25 protein-coding genes are annotated in these 25,365 nt (G+C 62.0%); 14 read left to right on the top strand and 11 right to left on the bottom strand.

Annotation, left to right across the window (positions count from 1 at the left end; genetic code table 11):
• Positions 1-182: 182 nt before the first annotated feature.
• The 5 genes from PSH66_RS05980 to rlmF all read left to right on the top strand — a co-directional run bounded on the left by PSH66_RS05980 (position 183) and on the right by rlmF (position 6,793).
• Positions 183-1,673, top strand: coding sequence for a leucyl aminopeptidase (locus PSH66_RS05980; RefSeq protein ID WP_305428559.1), 1,491 nt, complete (start codon positions 183-185; stop codon positions 1,671-1,673).
• 56 nt (positions 1,674-1,729) lie between these two features.
• On the top strand, positions 1,730-2,158 hold the full coding sequence (locus PSH66_RS05975; protein ID WP_003172004.1) for a DNA polymerase III subunit chi: 429 nt from the start codon (positions 1,730-1,732) through the stop codon (positions 2,156-2,158).
• A 7-nt stretch (positions 2,159-2,165) separates the two neighbouring features.
• Positions 2,166-2,558 (top strand): hypothetical protein, encoded by a 393-nt coding sequence (locus tag PSH66_RS05970; protein WP_003172003.1) that lies wholly within the window; start codon positions 2,166-2,168, stop codon positions 2,556-2,558.
• Positions 2,559-2,680: 122 nt separating this feature from the next.
• Positions 2,681-5,527, top strand: a complete 2,847-nt coding sequence (locus PSH66_RS05965; RefSeq protein WP_003172002.1) for a valine--tRNA ligase — start codon at positions 2,681-2,683, stop codon at positions 5,525-5,527.
• Positions 5,528-5,776: 249 nt separating this feature from the next.
• Complete coding sequence (gene rlmF / locus PSH66_RS05960) at positions 5,777-6,793, top strand: 23S rRNA (adenine(1618)-N(6))-methyltransferase RlmF (protein WP_078823375.1); 1,017 nt, start codon at positions 5,777-5,779, stop codon at positions 6,791-6,793.
• A 67-nt stretch (positions 6,794-6,860) separates the two neighbouring features.
• Here the strand turns inward: rlmF and PSH66_RS05955 are convergent, their stop codons facing one another.
• Positions 6,861-7,142 carry an HU family DNA-binding protein gene (locus tag PSH66_RS05955; protein WP_003171999.1) on the bottom strand — a complete coding sequence of 94 codons (282 nt, stop codon included), beginning with the start codon at positions 7,140-7,142 and terminating at the stop codon, positions 6,861-6,863.
• A 396-nt stretch (positions 7,143-7,538) separates the two neighbouring features.
• Between PSH66_RS05955 and yejK the strand changes: the two genes are divergently transcribed.
• Both yejK and PSH66_RS05945 read left to right on the top strand, forming a co-directional pair.
• Positions 7,539-8,543 carry a nucleoid-associated protein YejK gene (gene yejK / locus PSH66_RS05950; RefSeq protein WP_003171997.1) on the top strand — a complete coding sequence of 335 codons (1,005 nt, stop codon included), beginning with the start codon at positions 7,539-7,541 and terminating at the stop codon, positions 8,541-8,543.
• Positions 8,543-8,893: a glutaredoxin family protein gene (locus PSH66_RS05945; RefSeq protein WP_305428558.1), complete on the top strand. Its 351-nt coding sequence runs from the start codon at positions 8,543-8,545 to the stop codon at positions 8,891-8,893. Before yejK ends, PSH66_RS05945 begins: the two co-directional genes overlap by 1 nt.
• Here the strand turns inward: PSH66_RS05945 and PSH66_RS05940 are convergent, their stop codons facing one another.
• Genes PSH66_RS05940 through PSH66_RS05920 form a run of 5 tightly spaced genes read right to left on the bottom strand, consistent with a single transcriptional unit; the run spans position 8,894 to position 12,655 of the window.
• On the bottom strand, positions 8,894-9,871 hold the full coding sequence (locus tag PSH66_RS05940; protein WP_305428557.1) for a FecR family protein: 978 nt from the start codon (positions 9,869-9,871) through the stop codon (positions 8,894-8,896).
• Positions 9,868-10,446: an RNA polymerase sigma factor gene (locus PSH66_RS05935; protein WP_003171994.1), complete on the bottom strand. Its 579-nt coding sequence runs from the start codon at positions 10,444-10,446 to the stop codon at positions 9,868-9,870. The genes PSH66_RS05940 and PSH66_RS05935 overlap by 4 nt, the downstream gene beginning before the upstream one ends.
• An 8-nt stretch (positions 10,447-10,454) precedes the next feature.
• Positions 10,455-10,781 carry a DUF3325 domain-containing protein gene (locus PSH66_RS05930; protein ID WP_141064070.1) on the bottom strand — a complete coding sequence of 109 codons (327 nt, stop codon included), beginning with the start codon at positions 10,779-10,781 and terminating at the stop codon, positions 10,455-10,457.
• A complete protein-coding gene (locus PSH66_RS05925; protein WP_305428556.1) occupies positions 10,782-12,356 on the bottom strand; it encodes a PepSY domain-containing protein in 1,575 nt (524 codons plus the stop codon).
• Complete coding sequence (locus tag PSH66_RS05920) at positions 12,353-12,655, bottom strand: DUF3649 domain-containing protein (protein WP_042944219.1); 303 nt, start codon at positions 12,653-12,655, stop codon at positions 12,353-12,355. The genes PSH66_RS05925 and PSH66_RS05920 overlap by 4 nt, the downstream gene beginning before the upstream one ends.
• 170 nt (positions 12,656-12,825) lie before the next feature.
• Between PSH66_RS05920 and PSH66_RS05915 the strand changes: the two genes are divergently transcribed.
• From PSH66_RS05915 to fecA, 3 genes are all read left to right on the top strand, one after another.
• Positions 12,826-13,314: a sigma-70 family RNA polymerase sigma factor gene (locus tag PSH66_RS05915; RefSeq protein WP_042944217.1), complete on the top strand. Its 489-nt coding sequence runs from the start codon at positions 12,826-12,828 to the stop codon at positions 13,312-13,314.
• Positions 13,311-14,252 carry a FecR domain-containing protein gene (locus tag PSH66_RS05910; RefSeq protein WP_305428555.1) on the top strand — a complete coding sequence of 314 codons (942 nt, stop codon included), beginning with the start codon at positions 13,311-13,313 and terminating at the stop codon, positions 14,250-14,252. The genes PSH66_RS05915 and PSH66_RS05910 overlap by 4 nt, the downstream gene beginning before the upstream one ends.
• A 90-nt stretch (positions 14,253-14,342) precedes the next feature.
• Entirely contained in the window at positions 14,343-16,682 is a 2,340-nt protein-coding gene (fecA, locus tag PSH66_RS05905; RefSeq protein WP_305428554.1) for a TonB-dependent Fe(3+) dicitrate receptor FecA, read from the top strand.
• Here the strand turns inward: fecA and PSH66_RS05900 are convergent, their stop codons facing one another.
• Positions 16,683-17,555 (bottom strand): LysR family transcriptional regulator, encoded by an 873-nt coding sequence (locus PSH66_RS05900; RefSeq protein WP_003171987.1) that lies wholly within the window; start codon positions 17,553-17,555, stop codon positions 16,683-16,685.
• Positions 17,556-17,659: 104 nt separating this feature from the next.
• Here PSH66_RS05900 and PSH66_RS05895 point away from each other — a divergent pair, with 104 nt between their 5' ends.
• Positions 17,660-19,171 (top strand): MFS transporter, encoded by a 1,512-nt coding sequence (locus PSH66_RS05895; RefSeq protein WP_305428553.1) that lies wholly within the window; start codon positions 17,660-17,662, stop codon positions 19,169-19,171.
• Between the two features lie 51 nt (positions 19,172-19,222).
• Here PSH66_RS05895 and PSH66_RS05890 read toward each other — a convergent pair whose 3' ends face one another.
• The gene (locus PSH66_RS05890) at positions 19,223-19,633 is read right to left on the bottom strand and encodes an HPF/RaiA family ribosome-associated protein (RefSeq protein WP_003171985.1); all 411 of its coding nucleotides are present in this window, start codon (positions 19,631-19,633) and stop codon (positions 19,223-19,225) included.
• A 212-nt stretch (positions 19,634-19,845) separates the two neighbouring features.
• Positions 19,846-20,793, bottom strand: coding sequence for a LysR substrate-binding domain-containing protein (locus PSH66_RS05885; RefSeq protein ID WP_003171983.1), 948 nt, complete (start codon positions 20,791-20,793; stop codon positions 19,846-19,848).
• 137 nt (positions 20,794-20,930) lie between these two features.
• Between PSH66_RS05885 and PSH66_RS05880 the strand changes: the two genes are divergently transcribed.
• Positions 20,931-22,307, top strand: a complete 1,377-nt coding sequence (locus tag PSH66_RS05880; RefSeq protein ID WP_305428552.1) for an L-serine ammonia-lyase — start codon at positions 20,931-20,933, stop codon at positions 22,305-22,307.
• Positions 22,308-22,622: 315 nt separating this feature from the next.
• A complete protein-coding gene (locus tag PSH66_RS05875; RefSeq protein ID WP_003171981.1) occupies positions 22,623-22,940 on the top strand; it encodes a DUF3509 domain-containing protein in 318 nt (105 codons plus the stop codon).
• On the opposite strand, the gene PSH66_RS05870 is transcribed toward PSH66_RS05875, so the two are convergent.
• Positions 22,937-23,425: a phosphate-starvation-inducible protein PsiE gene (locus PSH66_RS05870; RefSeq protein WP_003171980.1), complete on the bottom strand. Its 489-nt coding sequence runs from the start codon at positions 23,423-23,425 to the stop codon at positions 22,937-22,939. The two genes, PSH66_RS05875 and PSH66_RS05870, sit on opposite strands and share 4 nt — an antisense overlap.
• 440 nt (positions 23,426-23,865) lie before the next feature.
• On the opposite strand from PSH66_RS05870, the gene PSH66_RS05865 reads away from it, so the two are divergent.
• Positions 23,866-24,126, top strand: coding sequence for a YebG family protein (locus tag PSH66_RS05865; protein ID WP_003171979.1), 261 nt, complete (start codon positions 23,866-23,868; stop codon positions 24,124-24,126).
• Positions 24,127-24,181: 55 nt separating this feature from the next.
• Here PSH66_RS05865 and PSH66_RS05860 read toward each other — a convergent pair whose 3' ends face one another.
• Positions 24,182-25,201 carry a Glu/Leu/Phe/Val dehydrogenase dimerization domain-containing protein gene (locus PSH66_RS05860; protein ID WP_078731687.1) on the bottom strand — a complete coding sequence of 340 codons (1,020 nt, stop codon included), beginning with the start codon at positions 25,199-25,201 and terminating at the stop codon, positions 24,182-24,184.
• Between the last annotated feature and the right edge of the window lie 164 nt (positions 25,202-25,365).

Raw genomic sequence — 25,365 nt, 5'->3', positions numbered from 1 at the left:
GATTGACCGCGCCTGTCACTGCGCAACCTCACGCGTATGCACAAAGGCTGCGCCAAGGGTTGTCAGGCTCCGCCGGCGAGGTTCAAACTGCGGCCTTTGTCGCTGGCGGTTTACAAAGGCTGCCACGCTTTAAAGCCTGGGGACACACGCCAGGCTCACAGACCTTTATAAGGGACCCGAACATGGAATTGGTTGTAAAAAGCGTTAGCCCCGAAACGTTGAAGACCGCCACCCTCGTGGTCGCCATCGGCGAAGGCCGCACGCTTGGCGTGGCCGCCAAGCAAGTCGACGAGCTCAGCGGCGGCGCCATCAGCGCCGTGCTCAAGCGCGGCGACCTGGCCGGCAAAGTCGGCCAGAGCCTGCTGCTGCATAGCCTGCCCAACCTCAAGGCCGACCGCGTATTGCTGGTGGGCGTGGGCAAGGACGCCGAGCTGGGCGACCGCCCGTTCCGCAAGATCGTCAGCGCCATCCTCAGCACCCTCAAGGGCCTGGGCGGCAGCGACGCGGTACTGGCCCTCGACGAAGTCGTCGTCAAAGGCCGTGACAGCTACGGCAAGACCCGCCTGTTGGCCGAGTCGCTGGTAGATGGCGGCTATACCTTCGACCAGTTCAAGAGCCAGAAAGCCGAACCCCGCGCGCTGAAGAAAATCACCCTGTTGACCATCAAGGCCGCACAGGCTGAAGTCCAGCGCGCCGTGACCCACGCCACCGCCATTTCCAACGGCATGTCGTTCACTCGCGACCTGGGCAACCTGCCGCCGAACATCTGCCACCCGACTTTCCTGGGCGAACAGGCCAAGGCACTGGGTAAAGAATTCAAGGGCCTGAAAGTTGAAGTCCTGGACGAGAAAAAGATCAAGGAACTGGGCATGGGCTCGTTCTATGCCGTGGGCCAGGGCAGCGACCAGCCGCCACGCCTGATCGTGATGCAATACAACGGCGGCAAGAAGTCCGAGAAGCCTTACGCCCTGGTGGGTAAAGGCATCACCTTCGACACCGGCGGCATCAGCCTCAAGCCAGGCCTGGGCATGGATGAGATGAAGTACGACATGGGCGGCGCCGCCAGCGTGTTCGGCACCCTGCGTGCCGTGCTGGAACTCAAGCTGCCGATCAACCTGGTGTGCATCCTGGCTTGCGCCGAGAACATGCCGAGCGGCGGCGCTGCTCGCCCAGGCGACATCGTCACCACCCTGAGCGGCCAGACCGTAGAAATCCTCAACACCGACGCCGAAGGCCGCCTGGTGCTGTGCGATGCCCTGACCTACGCCGAGCGCTTCAAGCCGCAGGCGGTAATCGACATCGCGACCCTGACCGGCGCATGCGTCGTTGCCTTGGGTGCCCACACCTCAGGCCTGCTGGGCAACAACGACGAACTGATCGAGCAACTGCTCAGCGCCGGCAAGGCCGCCGACGACCGCGCCTGGCAACTGCCGCTGTTCGATGAGTATCAGGAACAGCTGGACAGCCCGTTCGCCGACATCGCCAACATCGGCGGCCCGAAAGCCGGCACCATCACCGCCGCCTGCTTCCTGTCGCGCTTTGCCAAGAACTTCAACTGGGCGCACCTGGACATCGCCGGCACCGCCTGGACCAGCGGCGGCAAGGACAAGGGCGCCACCGGCCGTCCGGTTCCACTGCTGACCCAGTACCTGCTGGATCGCGCCAAGGCCTGACAATGAAGCCCCCGGGGCGGTTGCTTCGATAACCGCCCCGGACTTCAGGAACCGCAATGACCCAAGTCGACTTCTATATATTGCCCAGCGCCGACCCGCTCGCGCGCCTGGACTTTGCCTGCAAGCTCACCGAAAAAGCCTGGCGCATGGGCCACCGCATCTACCTGCATTGCAGCGATGCCACCCAACGCGACGAGCTCGATGCCCGCCTGTGGCGCTTCAAGGGTGAAAGCTTCGTGCCCCACGGCCCCGCGGAATCCGAACCCGAAGGCCTGATCGTGCTGGGTTTGGGCGACCATTGCGGCGACCACCATGACCTGTTGGTCAACCTGGACCTGAAAGTACCGCCCTTTGCCAAGGCCTTCGCCCGCGTGGCGGAAGTGGTGGTGGAAGATCCGGCTATTCGTCAGGCCGCGCGGGAGAGTTTCCGTTTCTACCGCGAACAGGGCTATCCTTTGCAAGATCACCGGCTACAACGACTTTGAGCACACGATGGACACTTCCAACCCCGTAAAAAAAGATGACCACCTGCTGGACGACCTCGAGTCGATCCGCAAGTTGCTGGGTGATGACGACTTGCAACCGCCGCTGTTGACCGAACAGGCCGATGGCGAGGTACAGATTCCGCTGTTGTTCGACATGGTAGGCGGCAAGCCAGCCCCCGCACCGGTCGAGCCGCCCGCCGTAGAAGCGCCCCCCGTTGCCGCCGCCGCCGAGAAAACCCAGGACGCCCTGCTGCTGCACCTGGACAACGAACTGCGCGCCGCCGCACAACTGATCATGCAAGACGTGATCGACGACTTTGCCCCGCATATCGAAACCGAAATCAAGCGCCGGATGGATGCGCGGATGGAGCGTCTGATCGCCGCAGCCACAAGTAACTAGCTATAAGCTGCAAGTGAGAGCACTGCGACCCGCTTGCTGCTTGCAGCTTATAGCTTGCAGCTGCCTCACCCCTTATACTTGCCGGCTTTCCTGAATAAATGCCAACTAGGGTCCCGCCGCGCATGGATAAGACCTACCAGCCGCACGCTATTGAAACTTCCTGGTACAACACCTGGGAGTCCGAGAACTATTTCGCTCCGCAAGGTGCGGGCGAGTCCTACACCATCATGATCCCGCCACCGAACGTCACTGGCAGCCTGCACATGGGCCATGGCTTCAACAATGCGATCATGGATGCGTTGATCCGTTTCCGCCGCATGCAGGGTCGCGACACCCTGTGGCAGCCGGGCACCGACCACGCCGGCATCGCCACGCAGATGCTGGTGGAGCGTCAACTCGAAGCCACCGGCCAGAACCGTCACGACCTGGGTCGCGAGAAATTCCTGGAAAAAGTCTGGGAATGGAAAGACCAGTCCGGCGGCAATATCAGCCGTCAGATCCGTCGCCTGGGTTCGTCCGTCGACTGGAGCCGCGAGCGCTTCACCATGGACGACGGCCTGTCCGAAGCCGTGAAAGAAGCCTTCGTGCGCCTGCATGAAGACGGCCTGATCTACCGCGGCAAGCGCCTGGTCAACTGGGACACCAAGTTGCACACGGCAATTTCCGACCTCGAAGTGGAAAACCACGACGAGAAAGGTTTCCTGTGGAACCTCAAGTACCCGCTGGCCGACGGCGCCAGAACCGCCGAAGGCAACGACTACCTGATCGTCGCCACCACCCGCCCGGAAACCATGCTGGGTGACGCCGCCGTCGCGGTTAACCCGAACGACGAGCGTTACCAGGCACTGATCGGCAAGTTCGTCGAATTACCGCTGGTTGGCCGTCGCATCCCGATTATCGCGGACGATTACTGCGACCCTGAATTCGGCACCGGCTGCGTGAAAATCACCCCGGCCCACGATTTCAACGACTACGAAGTCGGCAAGCGTCACAACCTGCCGTTGCTGAACATCTTCGACAAAAATGCCGCCGTCCTGCCGGCCTGCCAGGTGTTCAACCTGGACGGTACGCTGAACGAGAGCATCGACGGCCAGATCCCGGCCGAATACGCCGGCCTCGACCGTTTTGAAGCGCGCAAGCAGATCGTGGCCGCCTTCGACGCCGCCGGTTTGCTGGTGAGCGTCGATGACCACGGCCTCAAAGTGCCGAAGGGCGACCGCTCCGGCACCGTGATCGAGCCGTGGCTGACCGACCAGTGGTACGTGTCCACCAAGCCGCTGGCCGAGCCTGCGATTGCCGCCGTGGAAGACGGCCGTATCCAGTTCGTGCCTAAACAGTACGAGAACATGTACTTCTCGTGGATGCGCGACATCCAGGATTGGTGCATCAGCCGTCAACTGTGGTGGGGCCACCGCATTCCGGCCTGGTACGACGAGTCGGGCAAGGTCTACGTGGGCCGCGACGAAGCCGAAGTGCGTGCCAAGCACAACCTTGGCGCGGACGTGGCGCTGCAACAGGACAACGACGTACTGGACACCTGGTTCAGTTCGGGCCTGTGGACGTTCTCGACCCTGGGCTGGCCGCAGCAGACTGAATTCCTCAAGAAATTCCACTCCACCGACGTACTGGTCACCGGCTTCGACATCATCTTCTTCTGGGTTGCCCGGATGATCATGCTGACCATGCACTTGGTGAAAAACGAAGACGGCACCCCGCAGGTACCGTTCAAGACCGTGTATGTGCACGGCCTGGTGCGCGATGGCCAGGGCCAGAAGATGTCCAAGTCCAAAGGCAACGTGCTGGACCCATTGGACATCATCGACGGCATCGACCTGGAAACCCTGGTGCACAAACGCACCTCGGGCCTGATGCAGCCGAAACTGGCGAAAAAGATCGAGAAGCAGACCCGCGACGAATTCGCCGACGGCATCGCCAGCTACGGCACCGACGCCCTGCGCTTCACCTTCTGCTCACTGGCGTCCACCGGTCGCGACATCAAGTTCGACATGGGCCGCGTCGAAGGCTATCGCAACTTCTGCAACAAGATCTGGAACGCTGCGCGCTATGTGCTGGATAAAGGCGAAGACTGCGGCCAGAACGGCGAAGCCTATGAACTGAGCCTGGCCGACCGCTGGATCATCTCGCAGCTGCAACGCACCGAAGCCGAAGTGACCCGCCAGCTCGACCAGTTCCGTTTCGACCTGGCCGCCCAGGCCTTGTACGAGTTCATCTGGAACCAGTATTGCGACTGGTACCTGGAGCTGTCCAAGCCGGTGCTGTGGGACGAAACCGCGCCGGTCGAACGCCAGCGCGGCACACGTCGCACCCTGGTGCGCGTACTGGAAGTGGCGCTGCGCCTGGCGCATCCGTTCATGCCGTTCATTACCGAAGAAATCTGGCAGCGCCTCGCGCCGCTGGCCGGTATCGAAGGCAAGACCATCATGTTGCAGCCTTGGCCGGTGGCCAACGAGGCACGTATCGATGAGGCGGCCGAAAGCGATATCGAATGGCTCAAGACCCTGATGCTCGGCACGCGTAACATCCGCGCCGAGATGAACATCGGGCCAGGCAAGCCACTGGCGGTGTTCGTGAAGAACGCCAGCGTCGAGGACCAGCGTCGCCTCAGCGAGAACGACGCCCTGCTCAAGAAGCTGGCGAAGCTGGAGTCGATCACCGTATTGGCCGAAGGCGCCGAAGCACCGCTGTCCGCCACCGCACTGGTCGGCGACATGGAAGTGCTGGTACCAATGGCCGGCCTGATCGACAAGGGCGCGGAACTGGCCCGTCTCGACAAGGAGATTGCGCGCCTGCAAGGCGAAGTGCAGCGCGTGGGCGGCAAGCTGTCCAACGCGGCATTCGTCGACAAGGCGCCGGCGCAAGTGATCGAGAAAGAACGCGCCAAGTTGGCCGAGGCCGAACAGGCTTTGGGCAAGCTGGCCGAGCAACATGCGCGGATTTCCAGCCTGTAAGGCTTGATTCGCGTGGAGAAAGAGACCTTCGGGTCTCTTTTTTTGCCTGGATATTCCCAATCCCTTGCTGGCAATACAGTCAATGTACGAGGGGCGGTGCGACGATTCGACTTGCCCCCGATTCCGGTATGTCAGCTGCCTATAAACTGGCTGACCCTCCACTATCGGGGGCCCCCTCCCACATTTGACCGAGTTCTCCTCGGGAATGTGTGACAATGCCCGCCACTTTGAGCCAACACCAGAATCATCATGACCGCCCCCAGCACACCCAAACCTCCGCGCAAGAAGCCTAAAACCGCAACCCCGGCCAAGCCCGTGGTCCCGCGCAAAGAGGCCACTCTGCACCCGCGCAACCGCCACACAGGCCGTTACGACTTCCCGGCGCTGATCAAGACCACGCCGGAACTGGCGCAGTTCGTGATTCTCAACCCCTACGGCAAGGAAAGCATCGACTTCGCCAGCCCGGATGCGGTGCGGGTATTCAACCGGGCGTTGCTCAAGTCGTTCTATGGCATCCAGCATTGGGATATCCCGGCGGATTACCTGTGCCCGCCAGTGCCCGGGCGTGCCGACTACGTGCATTTCCTCGCCGACCTGCTGGCAAGCACCAATGACGGCAAGATCCCGCGGGGTTCAATCGTCAAGGTGCTGGACATCGGCATGGGCGCCAACTGCGTCTATCCGCTGATCGGCTACATGGAATACCGCTGGAATTTCCTCGGTTCGGAAGTCGACCCTATCGCCGTAGCCGCCGCCAAGGCCATCGTGCAGTCCAACGACCTGAGCAAGGTCATCCAGCTGCGCCAGCAGCCCAACCCCAAGCACATCCTGTTGGGTCTGCTGGAGCCGGCCGAGCGCTTCGACCTGACCATGTGCAACCCGCCGTTCCACGCGTCCATGGACGAAGCCACCAAGGGTAGCGAACGCAAGTGGCGCGCCCTGGGCAAGGCCGACCCGAAACGCAAGTTGCCGGTGCTGAACTTCGGTGGCCAATCGGCCGAGCTGTGGTGTGAAGGTGGCGAAGCGCGCTTTGTGACGCAGTTGATCGCCGAGAGCGCGCATTTTGCCCACAAGGTGCTGTGGTTCAGCACCCTGGTGTCAAAAGCGTCGAACTTGCCCGCGATCGAGACCGCCCTGAAAAAAGCCGGCGTGCTGGAAAGCCAGGTCGTCGAAATGTCCCAGGGCCAGAAGCAAAGCCGTTTCGTCGCCTGGACCTTCCAGACCAAGAACGAACAGCAGATCTGGCGCCAGCGCTGGGTGCGATAACACCGAATCGCAGGCAACAAAAAACCGTGCCCGAATGACTCCGGAGCACGGTTTTTTTTGCTGCGTCTTACTTGTTAACAGCGTCGGTCAGGCCTTTGGCCACAACCAGCTTGATAACTTTCTTGGCAGCGATTTCGATGGCAGCGCCAGTCGAAGGGTTACGGCCAGTACGGGCAGGACGCTCGGTCACTTTCAGTTTGCCGATACCTGGCAGAGTGATTTCGCCGCCGTTTTCCAGCTGATCAGCAACAACTTGGCTCAGTTGGTCCAGCAGAGCGCGCACGGTGGTTTTCGGTGCGTCTACTGCTTCAGCCAGGTCAGCGATCAGTTGGTCTTTAGTAATAGCCATTGTGGTGTTCCTTCCCTATCAAATTCATATGGATTGCAGAGTGCAGTGTCAGCCATCGAGCCCGACCGTCTAGGTCTGGCACCCCTGGCTATAACCTCGGAGATCGGGGTTATAGATGCTTGAAACGGGGATTGGTTCGACCTGACAGATGCTGAATGCACGCTTAACGCCGAGACGCGGCGTAAGACGGGGCAAAACTAGCACAGAGACGGGGAAATATCCGCCTCTACCTACCCATTTGGTCAGCTTTATCGCTCTAAACCGTGAAAAAAAGGCATATGCCTCGTCAGAGGAAGGCCAAAACCGCCTTCGAGGGGTGTCTTGGCCAATGGGTGCGGTACACTTGTCGACTTTTCGGGGAGGCCAACCGCTCCCCTTCAACCAGCCGAGAAGCCCATGCCGATCCGTCATTGCATCGTCCACCTGATCGACAAAAAACCCGACGGCACACCCGCAGTTCTCCACGCCCGCGATTCGGAGCTGTCTGAATCGGCCGCCATCGAGAACATGCTTGCCGACCTCAACGAGAGCTACAACGCCAAACAAGGCAAGGCCTGGGGTTTCTTTCATGCCGAGTCCGGCGCGCACCCGTTCAGCGGCTGGTTGAAGGAGTATTTCGACGGTGGCCAGGATTTCACCACGTTCAGCCGCACCGCGGTCGAACACCTGCAGAAGCTGATGGAAGAATCCAACCTTTCCACCGGCGGCCACGTGTTGTTTGCCCATTACCAGCAAGGCATGACCGATTACCTGGCCATCGCCCTGCTGCACCACAGCGAAGGCGTGGCGGTGACCGATGAGCTGGACGTGACCCCGTCCCGTCACCTTGACCTGGGCCAACTGCACCTGGCCGCGCGGATCAACGTGTCCGAATGGCAGAACAACAAGCAGTCCAAGCAGTACATTTCGTTTATCAAAGGCAAGAACGGCAAGAAGGTGTCGGAGTACTTCCGCGACTTTATCGGCTGCCAGGAAGGCGTCGACGGCCCCGGCGAGACCCGCACCCTGCTCAAGGCCTTCAGTGACTTCGTTGAAAGCGAAGACCTGCCGGACGAATCCGCCCGCGAAAAAACCAAGACCCTGGTGGACTACGCCAGCAGCCAGGCCAAGCTCGGCGAGCCCATGGGCCTGGAAGAACTGTCGGGGTTGATCGATGAAGATCGGCCTAAAGCGTTCTACGACCATATCCGCAACAAGGACTACGGCCTGTCGCCGGAAATCCCGGCGGATAAGCGCACGCTCAACCAGTTCCGTCGCTTCACCGGCCGCGCCGAAGGCCTGTCGATCAGTTTTGAAGCACACCTGCTGGGCGACAAGATCGAATACGACGAAGCTGCCGGCACCTTGATCATCAAGGGCCTGCCGACGCAATTGACCGATCAGCTCAAGCGCCGTAACTGATGCTGGGCGGGGTACTCAAGAAAGTCCTGCTGGTGTTGTTGGTCGTGGTGGCGATCCAGAACTGGGGCAAGATCGAGCGGGTGTTCAACCCCTCGCAGGTGGTGCCGGAGCCGGTACGCACCTCGGCGCGCGTGGTGCTCTACGCCACCGAGTGGTGCGGCTACTGCAAGCAGATCCGCCGCTTTCTGGACCACAAAGGCATTCCCTACCAGGCGTTCGATATCGAGAAGGACGCCCAAGCGCGCAAGACATATGAGGCGCTGGGCGGCGGCGGGATTCCGTTTGTGGACGTGAACGGGACGCTGATTCGCGACTACAACCCGGATGCGATCATGGCGGCGCTGAAGTAGTCAGCGCACCACGATCATCCGCCCCAGCAGCTTGTGCTGCTCAAACCCCAGCACCGCCTGCAACGCGTTCAACACCGCTTGCGGGTCTTTGCTCGGGAAACTGCCGCTGACGCGCCTGGCGCCCATCTCTTCGTTGAGCAGCAGGATGCGGCCAGGGTAGTAGCGAGCCAAATCCTTGATCACATCGGCCAACGGCGCCTTGTAATAGTTGAGCCAGCCATCGCGCCAGGCCAGGCGCGATTGGCTGTCCACCGCCTGCAGTGGCCCAGCCATACCCTCGGCGTAGGCCACTTGCTGGCCTGCCGTGAGGATTTGCTGCCGGGCCTGCTTCGACGGCGTCACGCCCACTCGCCCCGACAGCACTGTGACCTCGGCCCCCACCGGCTGCAGGCGCACCTCGAACTGCGTCCCCAACACCCGTGCTTGCCCACCGCCCGCCTCCACTACAAAGGACTCGCCGGTGTGGTTCACGCTGAAAAAACCGGCGCCACGGCGCAGTTGGATGTGCCGCTCGCCATGGCTGAAATCCACGGCAATCGCGCTATCGGCGTCGAGGGTGACCTGGGACTGGTCGGCCAGGGTGACAGTCTTCAATTCCCCCGGCGCCGTGACGTAATCGGCGCCCAAGTCATCGACCCAGCGCGACGGCTGCCAACCGGCACCCATCGACACCATCAGCAGCAGGCACGCCGCCATGGCCAAAGCACCGGCCCCGCGCACTGCACGCGAGCGCTTGGACGTATTCATCGCATTGAGGTAGCCCTGCAGCGCCAGGGCTTCTTCGTCCGCCAGCCTACGCGCGGGTTGCTCGCTCAATTCCCACAACACCTGAGCCTGGGCATATGCCTCGGCATGGGCGGGATCGGCACGCAGCCAACGGCTGAACGTGGCCTGGTCGCCGCTGCTGGGCTGGTCGTGCAGCAGGCTCAACCAGGCCAGCGCGGCGTGTTCCTGATCGGGCGTGGGAGTGACGTTCACGGTGCTTTCCCTGGCGTGCGTGGGGGCGATGGCTCACGAAGGCTGGCCTTGCAGGCTTCGAGGGCACGCATCATATGTTTTTCCACGGCGCTTTGGGACAGCCCCATGGCCTTGGCGATTTGCGCGTACTTGCGGCCGTGGATACGGTTGAGCAGGAAAATCTGGCGTGTGCGCTCGGGCAGGCTGCGCAAGGCGGCTTCGACATGGCGCAAATCGTTGCCTGCCTCCAGTGCGGCCTGGGGTTCGCAGCCCTGGTTGTCCTGCTGCTCGGGCAACCAGCCTTCACTGCTGCGCGCCCGCGCGCCTTCGCTGCGCAGGTGGTCGATGGCGATATTGCCGGCGCAGCGCAGCAGATAGGTGCTGAGCTCTTCGACCTGCACCAGCGGCCGGCGCCAGAAGCGCAGGAACAGGTCCTGCACCAGGTCGGCCGCCGTGGCGCGGCAGCCCACGCGTCGGCTCACCAGGGCCTCCATCTGCGAACGCTGGGACAAAAACACCTGCAGGAAATACGCACGCCCGCCCGTCGCGTCAGCCTGCGGGCTGTCCTGGGGTTCGGATGGGGGGCTGATCATCATGGCGGGGCTCAGAGGACGGCAAAGGCCACGACGGGGCTGGTCAGCAGGCCGACACCCGCGAGGATCAAGGCCAGCCTTGGCCGATACGGCAACAACAGCACCAGCAGCAGTGCGCTGAGCATCAACACCGCGCACCACTCCACCAGACCCTGGGCCCAACCGGTAGCACTCACGGCGGGCCCGATCGCAAGGGCCAGCAGCAACCCTCCCGCCACACGCAACCCCAGGCGCCGACGCGGCGTTGGCTTGCTGTGCAGCAGTTCACCGTGATGGCGGTCTGTGGTCAGGCACAACGCGGTGAACCCGGCATAACACATCAAGAGCGCGAGCAACATTCAGTTCGCCTCCTGCTTGAGCTGCAGCGCAGGCATGCGTTGCGCCTTGGGCTGCGGCGCCGCGCGGTGCTGCATCTTCCAGGCCGCCCAGGCGAGGAACACGCCGCTGGCCAGGCAGGTCAGGTCGAAGCCGGCCATGGCCCAGTCGCCCCGTGCCAGGGATACGCCCAGATGTTGATGCGTGGTGAGGGCATTGAGCAGCGGCACCGCCATAAACAGCAGCGCAGCGAAGCTCAATTGCTCCACCCACGCCTGGCGACCACGACGCAGGACAGCGTGCAACAGGCTCAGGCCCCAGGCGATAAAAAAGGTCTGCACCTCCCAGCCGGAACGCTCGGCGAAGCTTACCGGCAGCAGACGGTTGGCCCAGAAGAACGCCGCGATGGCGATCAACAACCCGGACATGCTGGCAACGTTCAGCACTTCCACCAGCCGCAGCTCGAACGGCATCACAGCGGTCTTGGCGTGCTTGAGCTGGCGCTTGCCCAGCCAGAGCACCAGCCCGGTGCCGATCATCGCCGTGCCCGCCAGGCCGCAGATAAAGTACAACCAGCGCAACACCGGGCCGGCGAAATGGCCCATGTGCAGACCGAAGAACCCGCCGGCGATGACCGTCGGCAGCGACGGTTCACCGCTGACCCGTAGCAACTGGCCAGTAGTGCCGTTGAATTGCACGACGCTGCCGAAGTCATGCACCACATTGTCGGAACCGGCGCGGAACACATTGACCGACGCGTTCACATCACTCGGGTTATTCACCGCGATACGCCCGACTTCTCCGCCCGCCCACTGCGCCCGCGCCTGCTCGTACATCGGCAGCAGCGCCAGCAACTTGCCCGGCACACCCTGAGCCGGTGCGTTGTCGGTGGCGGGGAATAACTCGCTGAAGAAGGCGCGTGTATCTCCTTCATAGGCAGCCAGGATCGGCGCCGGCATCACCATGTTCATAAAGATCACCAGGCTGCTGTAGGTGATCATCAGGTGGAATGGCAGCACAAGCACACCCACCGCGTTATGCCCGTCGAGCCAGGAACGCTGGCCTTTGCGGGGACGGAAGGTGAAAAAGTCTTTGAAGATTTTCTTGTGGGTAATGATGCCGGTGATCAGTGCCACGAACATCGCCATTGCCGCGACGGTGGCAAGCCAGCGCCCCCAGGGGTAAGGCATTTGCAACTCGTAGTGGAAACGGTAGAAAAACTCGCCGCCCTTGCTTTCACGCGCCGCCACCGCTTGCCCACTGACGGGGTCGAGGGTTTTGCGACTGAAATTGCCGCGCTTGCCGGGGTCGAGCTTGTCTTGCCACATCACCGACAGGCCGGGGTCGCGGCTATTTGGCAGGATAATGAACCAGCGCGCGGCGGTGGGCGCGACGTGTTGCAGGTAGTTTTGCGCGACGCTGAGGCTGCGCGCATCGTCCCGCGGATAGGCCTGCACTTCCGGCTGCATCCAATGGCTGATCTCCTGCTTGAAATAGGTCAGCGTGCCCGTCAGGAAAATCGCAAACAGCAGCCAGCCAAAAACCAATCCGACCCAGGTGTGCAACCAGGCCATGGCTTGGCGAAATCCCTCTTTCATGCTCGCGTCATCCACACGCCTACACCCGCCAGGGTGGCAAACGCCGCGCTCGGCAACATGACGCCAGCCCAGGCGCGCCATGCCGTACGGCAGGCAAAGCACCACAAGACCGCCAACAGGTAGTACGCAAACGAACTCAGCATCCCGGTGATCACTGCATCCGCTCGGGAGGCGGGCAGCCACAATGCCAGGCAGATACTGGCCAGGGACGCCATCAGATAGCCGCCGACGACCGCGGCCAGCACACGCGAGGCGACGGCGAAGCGATAAGCAAGGGGCAATGAGGGTTTGCTTTTCATACGGGAGGCGCCAGGGTGATCAGTGCGCAATATTAATGATAAATATTCTCACAAGCAAAACAGAACGGATGAATCACCCTGCCAAGCGGATTGCCGAACCTGGTCCGGCACCCTACAATGCGAACAATTCTTGTTCTCTAAAGCTTGTCGAGGCTTGTGGAGTGTTCCTGTTGAGCCCGTCCCACACCGTCGAAGTCCTGTACAACAACCATCACCACTGGCTTACCGGCTGGTTGCGACGCAAACTCGGCTGCCCGGAAAGCGCCGCCGACCTGGCGCAGGACACCTTCATCCGCGTGCTCACTGCCCGCGAAGTTCCCACGTTGATCGAACCGCGCGCGTTCCTCACCACAATCGCCAAGCGCGTGCTGTACAACTTCTACCGTCGCCAGGACCTGGAACGCGCCTACCTCGACGCCCTGGCGCAGATGCCCGAATGCGTGGCGCCGTCGGAAGAAGAACGCGCGATCATCCTGCAAACCCTGGTGGAGCTGGACCAACTGCTCGACGGCCTGCCCGTCCAGGTCAAGCGCGCCTTCCTGCTGGCGCAACTCGATGGCCTGACCTACGCGCAAATCGGCGCCGAACTGGGTATCTCCATCGCCACCGTCAAACGCCACCTGCATAAAGCCGCCCTGCGCTGCTACTTCGCCCTATGAATGTCTCGAACCAGGTCGCCGAACAAGCCGTGCGCTGGCTGATGGAAACGCAGCAAGGCGCACTCAACCCGCGCCAGCACGCAGCCTGGCAGCGCTGGCTGAATGCCCACAGCGAACACCAGCGCGCCTGGGACCATATCCAGCACGTCAACCAATGTCTGCGCGGCATGCCCTCGCCCCTGGCCCATGCCGCCTTGAATGCGCCGACCACCACCAGCCGGCGCCAGGCGCTCAAGCTGCTGCTCATCCTCGGCGCCGGTTCTGCCGCGGCCTGGAGCCTGCGCCAGCAACATATCCTGCCACCGCTGAGCGCCGACTACCGCAGCCCGGTGGGCCAGCGGCGCAAGGTGCAATTGGCCGACGGCAGCCAGTTGCAGCTCAATACCGGCAGTGCGGTGGATGTGCATTTCGACGGCCGCCAGCGCCTGATCCGCCTTCTCGAAGGCGAGATCATGCTCAGCGGCATCGCCGGCAACGCGCCACTGCAGGTGCTCACCGGCCAGGGCCTGCTCACCAGCCAGGCGGCGCGCCTGAATGTGCGCCAGTTCAATGACCACACCCAACTGGCGGCACTCGCCGGCCAGGTCGAGGTGATGCCCAACGATTACAGCGGCCCGCCGCTCAGGGTAGAGGCCAGGCGCCAGGTCAATTTCACCGCTAAAGGCTGGGACACGCCGCGCTCCACCGAGGCCAACAGCGGCGCCTGGGCCGACGGCATGCTGGTGGCCGCGCATATGCGCCTGGAAGACTTCCTCGGCGAGTTGGGCCGTTACCGTCGTGGCCAGCTCAATTGCGACCCGCAGGTGGCCAACCTGCTGATCTCCGGCAGCTACCCGCTGGATAACAGCGAACGCATTCTCGACCTGCTGGAGGTCAGCCTGCCGGTAAAAGTGCGACGTTTTACCCGCTACTGGGTGACCGTCCAGGCACGCGTCTGAATCCATTTAAAAAACAGTGAGCCGTTTTCCCAGCCTCGCGTGACAGAGAAGGAAAGCCACCTTGATCCTTCCTTCTCAGGACCGCCCTTCATGCCCCAGCAGCCGACCCTTATCGCCCGCACCTTGCGCCAACTGTTCCTGGGCGCCAGCCTCAGTTTCACGGTATTGCCTTGCGTGATGGCGGCCGACGCCAAGCCTTATCACATCGCCCCGACCTCGCTTGAGGCTGCGCTGAACCAGTTTGGCCGCGAAGCCGGCGTGCTGATTTCCTTCGGTTCCGACGTGACGGCGGGCTTGCAGAGCCGTGGTTTGTCCGGCAATTACAGCGCCGCCGACGGCCTGCAGAAACTGCTGGAAGGCACCGGCCTGCAAGCCCGGCCCGAAGGCGACAACGCCTTCAGCCTGCAACCGGCCAATGCACCGACGAGCGTTGAGCTGGCCACCTCCAGCGTGGTCGGCGACTGGCTCGGCGATGCGGCGCAGACCAATGTGTTCGTACATCCCGGCGCCCGTGACGTGATCCGCCGCGAGGAGTTCGAACGCCAAGGCGCCACCCAGGCCAAGGACGTGCTCAACCGCATCCCCGGCGTCAACGCGCCGGACAACAACGGCACCGGCAGCCACGACATGGCGCTGAACTTCGGCATTCGCGGCCTCAACCCGCGCCTGGCGTCGCGCTCCACGGTGCTGATGGACGGCATCCCGGTGCCCTTCGCGCCATACGGCCAGCCGCAGCTATCGTTCGCGCCGATCAGTATGGGCAACATGGATGCGGTGGACGTGGTGCGCGGAGGCGGCGCCGTGCGCTACGGCCCGCAGAACGTCGGTGGCGTGGTCAACTTCGTGACCCGTGCGATCCCGGACGCGCCCACCGTCAAGGGCGGCTTGCAGACCGAAACCAGCCCGTCCTCCAGCCACGACGGCTTCAAGACCACCGGTAACCTGCTGGCCGGCGGTACCGCCGACAACGGCCTGGGCGGCGCGATTCTGTACTCCGGCACCCGCGGCGGTGACTGGCGCGAGCGCAGCGATACACACATCGACGACCTGATCCTCAAGGGCAAATATCAGCTCGACGACGCCAACAGTTTCAACGCCATGGCGCAGTACTACGAAGGTCAGGCCGACATGCCCGGTGGTTTGAACGTGGCGGACTACAAGGCCGACCCGTACCAGTCCACCCGCGCCTACGACAAATTCTGGGGCCGCCGTACGATGTTCAACGTCGGCTATCGCTATGAGCAGGACCGGCGCGAGTTCACCGTCAACAGTTTCTTCACCAAGACCCTGCGCAGCGGCTACCTGGACCAGGGCACATTCCTCTCGCTGTCACCGCGTGAATATTGGGTACGCGGCCTGGAAACCCGTTTCGCCCAGGGCTTCGATCTCGGCCCTACCAGCCATGAAGTCGGCGTGGGCTATCGCTACATCAACGAGGCCGGCCACGAACTGCGCTACCGCACGCCCATTTCCGCCAACAACCAGCAACTGCCCAGCACCGACAGCCGCAACGACCGCGACACCCGTGGCGGCACCGAAGCCAATGCGTTCTTCATCGACGACCGCATCGATATCGGCAAATGGACCCTCACGCCGGGCATTCGCTACGAGATGATCGAGTCCCAGCAGACCAACAACCTCACCAATGTGAAATACAAGGGCGACTACAACACCGCGCTGCCTGCGCTGAACGTGCTGTACCACCTGACCGACGACTGGAACCTCTACGCCAACACCGAAGGCTCGTTCGGCAGCGTGCAGTACAGCCAAATGCCCAACCGCGTGACCAGCGGCGAAGTGAAACCGGAAAAAGCCCGCACCTGGGAACTGGGCACGCGCTATGACAACGGCAGCCTGCGCGCGGAAATCGGCGCATTCCTGATCAACTTCGACAACCAGTACGAAAGCAACCAGACCAACGACTCGGTGATCGCCCGTGGCGAAACCCGCCACCAGGGCATCGAGACCAGCGTCAACTACGCACTCGACGGCCTGAGCCCGGCGCTGGCCGGCTTCGATGTGTACGCCACCTACGCGTATGTCGACGCCACCATCCGCGAAGACGGCCCGAACAAAGGCAACCGCGTGCCCTTCTCGTCCAAGCACAAAGGCACCCTCGGCGTGGGCTACACCGAAGGCCGCTGGAAACTCAACCTCGACAGCAGCTACCAAAGCAGCCAGTTCGCCGACAACGCCAATACCCAGGCCGAAAGCGCAGACGGCGCCAACGGGCGCATCCCCGGCTACATGCTGTTCAGCAGCCGCGCGGCCTATGACTTCGGCCCGCAATTGTCGGATTTGAATGTGGCGGTGGGGGTGAAGAACATCTTCAACAAGCAGTATTTCACGCGTTCGTTTGACGATAACAACAAGGGTAAGTATGTGGGGGAACCGCGTACGGTGTATGTGCAGACGTCCGTTGCGTTCTGATCAACTCCCCGCCAGGCAACTGGGCGTGCCGGCCACCAACGCGTCGATCGCACAGCGCGTCTTGGCCGGCATATGCGCCGCTGTCGGCCAGATCACATGAATGGGTGACGGCTGCTCGCGGTAGCCCGGCAGCACCGCTTCCAATTGCCCGCGCAGCACATAGTGGGCAACCAGCCAGCTCGGCAGCCAGGCCAGGCCGACGCCTGCGATAGCGGCGTCGGCCACCGCCTGCAGATCATCCATCAGCAACGGCGAAGCTACGCGGGAACGGTGCGGGGTGTTGTGGCGGTAGGCGATGCCGCGATGGGTGGCCAGGTCTTCGATGGATTCAATCGGGCCGACGCGCTGCATATACGCCGGCGCCGCCGCCAGGCACACCGACTGTTCACCCAGGCGCCGCGCGCTCAGGCGGTCGGTGTCGGGCAGCGGGCCGATGCGTACGGCGATGTCGAAACCCTCCTGCGCCAGGTCCACCAACCGGTCAGCGAAGCAAATCTCAATCTCCAAGGCGGGATAGCGATCCATCAAGCTCCACAGCGCGGGTGCCGCATAGTGGTGCCCGAAAGCCAGCGGCAAGCTCACCCGCAAACGCCCGCGTGGCTGTTGCCGACCGCTTTCCAGCACGGATTCGGCCGCCTCGAGTTCCGCCAGCGCGCGCAGGCAGTGTTCGTAGTAAGCCTGCCCGTCTTCGGTCAAACGCTGGCGACGGGTGGAGCGCTGCAACAGGCACGTGCCCAACCGCGCCTCCAATCGCGCCAAGCCTTTACCCACCGCGGAACGCGTGAGGTTCAACCGTTCGGCGGCCTCGGTCAGGTTGCCGCTTTCGACAATGTGTAAAAAGAGTTCAACGCCATCAAAACGCGGAGTAGCCATGGTTATTTGTCGCCCTGCATTCCCCTATAAGCGGAAAACTTATCACAAATAAAGAACCAGATTCCCCTGAGAATAAACCGATCCATTATCGACAGGAGAATCCCATGCCACCCGCCACGACGTTATCGGTCACCCGCGCCCCAAGCACCGCCAGGAATAATCTCGCCCTCACCGCCGTGTGCCTGGTGGCCCTGATGTTTGGCCTGGAAATCTCCAGCGTGCCGGTGATCCTGCCCACCCTGGAGCAACAACTGGGCAGCGGTTTTCAAGACGCTCAATGGATCATGAACGCCTACACCCTGGCATGTACCAGCGTGCTGATGGCGGCGGGTACATTGGCCGACCGCTTTGGCCGGCGGCGCATGCTGGTACTGTGCCTGTGGGTATTTGCCCTGGCCTCGCTGGCATGCGGGCTGGCCGACTCGACCGCCACGCTGATCGCGGCGCGATTCGTCCAGGGTATCGGCGGCGGTGCCATGATGATTTGCCAGTTCGCCATCCTGTCGCACCTGTTCCGCGAACCGGCGGCACGGGCACGAGCGTTTGCGATCTGGGGCGTGATTGCTGGCGTGGGCCTGGGCTTCGGGCCGATGGTGGGCGCGTTGATCCTGGCGGTGGCGGACTGGCGCTGGGTGTTCCTGGTGCATGTGCCGCTGACCCTGTTCACCCTGGTGCTGCTGCGCGTCAGTGTGGTGGAGTCCCGCGACCCGGCCGCGCACCGGCTGGACATCGCGGGGATGCTCACGTTGACGCTGTCGGTGTTTGCCTTGGTTTACTTCATCACCCAAGGCAGCGAGCGCGGCTTCGGCACACCGACCATGCTCGCCTGGGCGGGTTTGGCGCTGGTTGGGTTCCTGCTGTTCATCTGTATTGAGCGGCGCAGCGCGCACCCCATGTTCGATTTTTCGGTGTTTCGCATCCGGCGCTTCAACGGCGCGTTGATGGGTTCGATCGGCATGAACTTCAGCTTCTGGCCATTCATGATCTACCTGCCGCTGTACTTCCAGGCGGGCCTGGGCTACGACACGATGACCACCGGCGGCGCCCTGCTCGCCTACACCTTGCCCACCTTGCTGGTACCACCATTGGCCGAGCGCCTGGCCTTACGCTATGGCGCTGAACGCATCATTCCCCTGGGACTGGGCGCGATGGGCGTGGGCTTTTTGGCCATGGCGGCGGCCAACGGGGTCGAACAGCCGAATATCGGCCTGGTGCTGCTCAGTTGCGTGATCGCCGGCGTGGGCCTGGCGCTGACCAATTCGCCCACCACCAATACCACCACCGGTTCGGTGTCGGCGGATCGCGCCGGCATGGCCTCGGGCATCGACCTCAGTGCGCGACTGATTACCTTGGCGCTCAACATCGCATTGATGGGCCTGGTGCTGTTGCTGGGGATCAGCCATCAACTGGCGGCAGTGATACCCGACAGCACCGCCATGGATTGGCCGGCCATCAGCCAAAGCATTGCCGCCGGCAAACTGGATTCGGCGGGGCTGACCTTCAACGAGGCCCGGGCGGCACTGCGACATGGCGCCGGTTGGGCGATGTTGTTTGCAGGGTTGGGGGCTGGCGGCCTGGCAGTGCTGAGCCGGCACTTTTTCCGAGGCGGCCGCTGAACGAAAACGGGCCTGCATTTGCAGGCCCGCTTGTAGGAGGTTAAAAATCGATCAGCCGTTGATCACAGCGTTTTCGTTTTCCAGGAATTCCTCTTCCAGCGCGTCTTCATTCACTTTGTTGATCGGCTGGTTCTTCCCGGCAGCGCGAGGTTTACCTTGCAGTCTGCCGAACAGATGCTCCAAAGCGTGTTCGAGCTTGGTTGCCGCACTGTCAATTGCCTGTTCCAGGGTATCGCCCTTGGCGGATACCGACAGCGGCTGATGGCCTTTTGGCCGCGCTTCCAGGCGGCAACTTAAATCGTGGGGACCGGGCTTGTCGCCGTTCTCATCCCGCAGATAGACCTCCACACGGGTCAGGTCTTCTTCATAACGTTCGAGCGTGCTCTCAATGGTAGTACGTACCCACTCCTCCAGTCGGATGCTGCTTTCAATATGGTTATCGCTATTGACTTGGATTTGCATAGTTCTTCCCTTATTTCAGCTAGCTCGCGAGAGGTCACAACTGCGACACCAGGGTGGTGAAACCATGACCTCTTGATTACACAATTGAGCACCTGCAGAAACAATTCAACCCCTTTGCAAAGATAAATCCTACATTACAAATTAAGCCTGACGACAAGCAAAAACGCTGTTAGGGTGGGGAGTTAGTTACATCTTCTTACGCCCCGCGGACCTTACAATTGCCCCTCTCCCAAGGGATGCAATCCGCGAAAAATCTCCGCTTCCTCCACCAGCCAGTCGTGCACCGCACGCACGCCCGGATGACTCAGCGCGCCCGGCGCATACAGCAGCACATAGCGCTTATGGTTGGGCACCGCCAGGCCGAACGGCACGATCAAGGTGCCGCGCTCCAGTTCATCGTTCAGCAAGGTGCGTCGTGCAATCGCCACCCCCATGCCGGCGATGGCGGCTTCGATGGTCAGGTGGTTGCGGTTGAAGGTGTGGCCGCGGCGCACGTCAGCGTCGGGGTGGCCGATCGCGTTAAGGTAAAACTCCCACTCGGCGTACTCATAACTCCCACGCCAGGCGGTAATGTCGTGCAGCAGCGGGAAATGCACCAGGTCGGCCGGACCATGCAAGGGCGGGCGGCCACGCAGCAGGCTCGGTGCGCACACCGGGAAGATCTGCTCATCCAGCAGGGCGGTGGATAACAGGCCGGGGTAGCTGCCGTCGTTCAAGTCGACGGCCAGGTCGAAATCGCCCTCGTGCAGGGCAATACTGCTGTCCTCGGCGACCATGCGCAGTTGGATATCCGGGAAACGTTGCTGCAAACGCGGCAAGCGTGGGGTGAGCCACTTGCCGAGAAACGACGGGATCGAACGCAGGCGCAAGGTGCCGCTGATCATGCCCGCATCGAGCCGCTGCAACTCGGCATCGATGCTGCCGTAAGCCTCTCCCACCGTCGCCGCCAGCCGTTGCCCCTCGGCGCTGAGTTCCACGCCGCGGGCCCGCCGATGAAACAACCGAAAGCCCAAACGCTCCTCCAACTGGCGGATTTGCTGGCTCACCGCCCCTGGTGTGATGTGCAGTTCCTCGGCGCAACGGGTAAATGACAAATGCCGCGCTGCGCAGGAAAACACGTGCAGCCAGACGTAAGTCTGACCATGAAGGGGGCGGGTCATAGAGTTTAGTCCTGCTAAAGGGTGTCTTAGGATAATTCGTTGGTCAGCGCCGATCCAGCGGCTCAGTATCGCGCCAATTGCGCTCGCTCGACAAAAAATGGCAGCGATTTCTACTCCATTGCTTGGAAGGGTTTAGCATGGCTATCAGTGTTTTTGATCTATTCAAGGTGGGCATCGGCCCGTCCAGCTCCCATACCGTCGGCCCCATGCGGGCGGCGGCAACCTTTGCCCAGGCCCTGAGCGATCAGCACCTGCTGGGCGATATTGTCCGCGTCGAAGTGCGCCTATACGGCTCGTTATCCGCCACCGGCGTCGGCCACGCCACCGACCGCGCCTGTCTGATGGGCCTGATGGGCGAATGGCCGGACCGTGTCGACCCCACCTCAATCAACACACGCATCCAGCGGTTGCGCGAGTCCGGCCGCTTGTTGCTGGCCGGCACACAAGACATTGCCTTCAACTGGCACACCGACCTCCTGCTGCTGGACGAAAGCCTGCCCTACCACCCCAACGCCATGTCCCTGCACGCCTATGGCGACAGCGGCCTGCTCAGCGAGCAGACGTACTACTCGGTGGGCGGCGGCTTCATCATCGAAGCGGCCGAAGCCGCGTCGGGTATCGCGCCGACCAGCGATGTCGAGTTGCCCTACGACTTTTCCAGTGCCGCGGAACTGCTGGCACTGTGCAATAAACACGGCCTGCGCGTTTGCGAACTGATGATGGCCAACGAACGCGCCTGGCGCAGCGAGGAGGACATCCGCAGCGGCCTGCTGCATATCTGGTCGGTGATGCGCGAATGCGTGGAGCAAGGCCTGCGCGATGAAGGCATCTTGCCCGGCGGCCTGGATGTACCACGGCGCGCGGCGAAATTGCACCGCAGCCTGTTGGAAATCGGCAAACCCAATGTCATCACCTCGACCTTGTCGGCCATGGAATGGGTCAACCTGTTCGCCCTCGCCGTCAACGAAGAGAACGCCGCCGGTGGGCGCATGGTCACCGCGCCGACCAATGGCGCGGCAGGGATCATCCCGGCGGTGCTGCATTACTACATGAAGTTCAACGCCGACGCGTGCGACGACGATGTAGTCAATTTCTTCCTGGCCGCAGCCGCCGTTGGCATTTTGTGCAAGAAAAACGCCTCCATCTCCGGTGCCGAAGTGGGCTGCCAGGGCGAAGTCGGTTCGGCCTGCGCCATGGCCGCCGCCGGGCTGGCGGAGATCCTCGGCGCCACGCCCGAGCAACTGGAAAACGCCGCCGAAATCGGCCTGGAGCACAACCTCGGCCTGACCTGCGACCCGGTCGGCGGCCTGGTGCAGGTGCCGTGCATCGAGCGCAACGCCATTGCGGCGGTCAAGGCGATCAACGCCACACAAATGGCCCTGCGCGGCGACGGCAAACACTTCATTTCCCTCGACCGGGTGATCCGCACCATGCGCGACACCGGCGCCGACATGCATGACAAATACAAAGAAACGTCACGGGGCGGCCTGGCGGTCAGCTGGGTGGAGTGCTGACTGCGCTGTCTGCGATCGTTTTTTTCGTGTTGCCCTGAAATAGCCCACCGGCCTTCGTCACAACGCAGCACCCATGTGGGAGGGAGCTTGCTCCCGATTGCGGTCGCACAGGCCAATATTCATTGCTGATACACCGCTATCGGGAGCAAGCCCCCTCCCACATTGAGTGCTCATCGCCAGGCGGATCGCTGTACGGCACGCCCCTTGCTGTAGAGCTTCTGAGGGAAACGGACTTTGGCCGGTGGTCAGGCAACGCGAACTAATCCCGACACCGGTCGTCAATGACTGCATGTTCTTATCAGGCGGTAACGCACCATGGACAATCCTTTTCAGATCATCACGGACACCTTCAGCCCAAAATACCGGGTCAACCTGAGCATTCAACGGCTCGACGGCAGCATCATGCTCACCCTCTCCGATGAGACCGGCGTGGTGGCCAAGCGCATGATCAGCGCCGAACAACGCAAAGACCCGCAACGGCTCAAACGCCTGGTGCAGAGCATCCAGTTCGGCATCGCCATCGAACAGGGCCACAGCGCCATGGAGATCCTGGCGGTGATGACCGATGGCGACAGTCACAAACTGTTGCAACGGCCACCCAGCCGTCCCCTGCCCTTCAGCGTCGGGCTTTAAAGCTCGCCCTTCTCGGTCTCCAGGCTCGCCTCGCCCTTGCGACGCGGGCCTTCAACCTTCACAGACGGGAACGACGACGAGGCATAGCGCACTACCAGAATCGCGAAGGCCAACAGCAGAATGCCACCGCACAGGTAGATGATGCCCAGGTCCGGTGGGTTGTGGTGCGATACGTTGGAGATCAGCAGGCGTGTGAGCGCGGTGATTGCCACGTAGATCAGGAAGCGCACCGGCATGTGGTTGGTCTTGAAATAAATCCCGACCATCGCACCCAATTCCAGATAGATGAACAGCAGCAAGATGTCATCGATCTTGATGTGCCCGTTCTCCAGCATCCCCAGAAATTCCATCACCGCCGCCCAGGCGGTCACCGCACCAATGGCGAACAGCGCCAGGTAGTGGAACGTCTCCACAAACAGATTGCCCAGCGACTCGGCCAGCCCATGAACTTGCTGACGCAGCTTTTCGGCCCAGTTGATTTTCACGAAGGTGCTTCCTTAGGTCGGTTCGACCGGATAATGCGGGTTGGACGTGACGGTTGTTCTGCATGCAGAAAAAAGGCCAGAGGCGGGTATAAGATGATGGCAGGGTGATATGAGGCACAGATTGATCAACACCAACGCCTAACCTGTGGTGAGCGAGCTTGCTCGCGCTGGGGTGCGAAGCGCCCCCAAACCCTGCCAACGCGATCTCTCTGGAAAAACACCTTCGCCTGAATTGGGGCTGCTGCGCAGCCCAGCGCGAGCAAGTTCGCTCACCACAATAAAGCCCAGCGATATGAGAAATTTCCGGTGTAGCAAACCCCCATTTCCCAACTACATTAAAAACCTACTATCCAAATCCCGGCGTTTGGCATATCCTTTTAGCTGTATATCGATACAGTAGTAGCAAAAGACAACTATCGTGAAGGCATGTGAGGTGGTGAATGGCCGTCGAAGTGGTATACCGCAGCAGCCGAGATCTGGAGCGTTTGTTCATGGATAAAGCCGAAGCTGACCGTCATGACAAGATGCTTGAACTCGCTGAGTTGCTGGCAGAAGTGTTGCAAAAAGCCGTGCCGTCCCTGAGCGAGCAGCAGGTGGAGGAAGCGGGGATCTACATGGCGAAAAACCGCGATGTATTTGCCAAGGCGTTCAAGAGTCAGCCGGACGCGTTGTCCGAGTTGCTCAACGCAGCGGCGGAATAAAGCCCGAATTGAACAGGCCCTGAATCACTGGATCCAGGGCCTTTTTAATGCCTGTTCATTGGTAGAGCAGACGCTCTGCGAGTTCGTCCGCGACCCGTGCGGGGGAGCGTTTTTCGGCCTGGGCGTGGGCATAGATTTCGGTGAGACGCTTGCCGATGTTGGACAGGTGCGCGGTGATGGTCGGCAGTTCGGCGCCGCTGTGTTTGAGCGCGACGTAGATCAGGCCACCGGAGTTGATCACATAGTCGGGGGCGTAGAGGATGCCGCGACCTTCCAGTTGGTCGGCCACTTGCAGGTTGGTCAGTTGCGCGCTGGCGGAACCGGCCACGGCGGCGCAGCGCAGTTGGCCGACGCTGGTGCGGTTGAACACCGCGCCCAGGCCGCAGGGCGCAAGGATGTCGCAGGGGGTGCTGAGCAAGGCGTCGTTGGCGATGGGGTGCGCGCCCAGTTGTTCCATGGCCAGTTGCACCTTGCCGTGGTCGATGTCGCTGACCAGCAGTTCGGCACCGGCGGCGTGCAGCTGTTCGGCCAGGGCGTATCCGACGTTGCCCAGGCCCTGGATCGCCACGCGCAGGCCCTCGAGGTTGTCGCTGCCCAGGCGCGCCATGGCGGTGGTACGGATGCCGGCGAACACGCCCATCGCCGCATGGGGCGAAGGGTCGCCGGCGGCGGTGGTGCTGGTGACGAAGCGGGTGTGCTGGGCGATGCAATCCATGTCGGCTACCGAGGTGCCGCTGTCGATGGCGGTGATGTAGCGGCCATTGAGTTGTTCGACACAACGCCCGAAGGCTTCAAACAACGCCGCGCGGCTTTCCACATGGGGCGGGCGCAGGATCACCGCCGTGCCACCGCCCACCGGCAACCCGGCCAGGGCCGCCTTGTAGCTCATGCCCTGGGCCAGGCGCGCGGCATCGGCCACGGCGCTGTCGTCGTCGGGGTAGGCAATATAGCGACAGCCGCCCAAGGCAGGCCCCAGGCGGCTGTTGTGAATGGCGATGACCGCCTTGAGCCCGGTAACCGGATCGATGCTCAGGTGCAGCGATTCAAGGCGGGAGCTGTGCATGAGCGCAAACATCGTCAAGCTCCCGAATCACTTCTGGTAGTGGCCCAAGTATAGGCTTGCGGCGGAAAACTGCTCGAAGCGCGCAGGAATAAGCCGACAGATTTTATGGGGCTTGCGACATAAGTGAGTGGGATATTACGTACAGCACTGGACGAATATTCCCAGCAAGGCTAAAA

This window comes from Pseudomonas sp. FP597 (assembly GCF_030687435.1).
Classification (GTDB): domain Bacteria; phylum Pseudomonadota; class Gammaproteobacteria; order Pseudomonadales; family Pseudomonadaceae; genus Aquipseudomonas; species Aquipseudomonas lactucae.
Note: the sequence above shows the minus strand (reverse complement) of the source record. Positions and strands in the feature narration are given on the sequence as shown.